1 protein-coding gene is annotated in these 1,688 nt (G+C 73.3%); it reads right to left on the bottom strand.

Going from position 1 to position 1,688, the window contains the following annotated elements; all coding sequences use genetic code 11:
* Positions 1-623: 623 nt before the first annotated feature.
* On the bottom strand, positions 624-1,688 hold a 1,065-nt coding region (locus AB8Z36_RS40540), incomplete at its 5' end, for a macrolide family glycosyltransferase (RefSeq protein WP_369218350.1).

Here is a 1,688-nt window from a genome sequence, read left to right as displayed (position 1 = left end):
TGCCGCTTCACGGTGCCTTCCGCGATCCCCAGGCGCGCCGCGGTTGCGTGTCGCGACGTGAACGGCTTCGCACCCTGCGGGATCACAGCGCCTCCGGGTTCACCGCGTACGGTTCGATGGCGGCCAGCTCCCGTTCGGTGAGCGGCGGMGTTAGGGCGGGGACGACGCGAAGCGCACGTCGGTGGATGGGAGCTGAGGCGAGGGCGTAGACGGCGGAGCCGAGGCGGGGACGGCGCGAAGCGCACGTCGGTGAACGGCCGAGCTGAGGCAGGGGCGAGACGGCGGAGCTGAGGCGGGGACGACGCGAAGCGCACGTCGGTGAACGGCGGAGCTGAGGCAGGGGCGAGACGGCGGAGCCGAGGCGGGGACGGCGCGAAGCGCACGTCAAGAGCGGCGGCGCGACGGCTGGGACGGCGCGAAGCGCCCGTCAGGGGCGCGGGGAACTGCGCGACCAGCCACGACGGCGCCGCACAGAACCACCAACCCCCTCAAGGGGCGCGAGGAACTGCGCGAACAACCACCACACCGCCGCACAGAACCACCGACCCCCCCAAGGGGCGCGGGGAACTGCGCGGGCCAGCCACCACACCGCCGCACAGAACCACCGCCCAAGCAGCGCAGCGCTAAAGTTCGGACTCGATCAAGGACGCCGCGCGCAACGCACCCCCCGAACCCCTGACCTCCGCGCGAAGCGCACCGCAGCGCTCCGCGACCCCCGCATCGGACGTCAGCTCAAGCAGCGCGCAGCGCAACGCGGCGACCGTCGCGTCCGCCGTATCGAGCCGCACCGCGACACCCAGCTCGACGAGCCGGTCCGCGTTCATCGGCTGCTCGGCCCCCTGCGGGACGGCGATCATCGGAACCCCGCAGTAGAGCCCCTCCGAACTGCTGCCCATCCCCGCGTGCGTGACGAAGGCGTCGGCCTGTTCGAGGACGGCCAGCTGAGGCACCCAGGACCGCACCTCCACCCCCTCCGGAACCGGCCCGAGCTCCGCCGGATCGACATGCTTGCCGACCTGGAGGACGACATGCCACCCCGGCAGCCCGCCGAACGCCGCGACACACCGCCGGTAGAACTCGGGCTGCTTGGTGTACGCCGAGCCGAGCGAGACGAGAAGCACCTTCGACGCCCCGGCGGGCCGCTCCCAGCCGCCCTCCTCCGCCCGGTCCCCGAGGCAGGGCCCGACGAAGTCCACCCGCGCCGGATCGACCGTGTCGGCGTGCGGCTGCATGGCCCGCGGAATCGTGGCGACGGCCCGCCGCGGCACACCGGAGAACTCACCCACGTCCAGCGTGGTCGCCCCGCACCCGCCGAGCCACTCCTTGAAGCGGGCCTCAAGGGCATCGGCGCCCGGCAGCCTGGCCAGCTGCGCGCCGACGTCCTCCTGATAGCTGCCCCAGGCGACGAAGGTGGGTGAGAGCTGCACGGCGGGCCGCCCCTGCGCCTCGGCGAGGGCACGCCCCACATACGCCCCGATGWCGTACAGGTACACGTCCGCGGGGTCGTCGTCGTACACCTCGCGCAGCCGCGGCAGCGCCGCCATCGCGTCGTCGAGGAAGAGCCCGCTCGCCTCGATGGGGTCCTCGGGCCAGATGTTGTCGCGGTGCGGGAGCGTCGAGTCGTACGGGMCGAGTTCGGCGCCGGTGGGCTCGATGAGCSGGGCGGCGGCCGGGTCGYTGGCGTACGT

This window comes from Streptomyces flavofungini (genome assembly GCF_041028215.1).
GTDB lineage: Bacteria > Actinomycetota > Actinomycetes > Streptomycetales > Streptomycetaceae > Streptomyces > Streptomyces flavofungini_B.
This window is presented reverse-complemented; position numbering and strand designations above follow the sequence as displayed.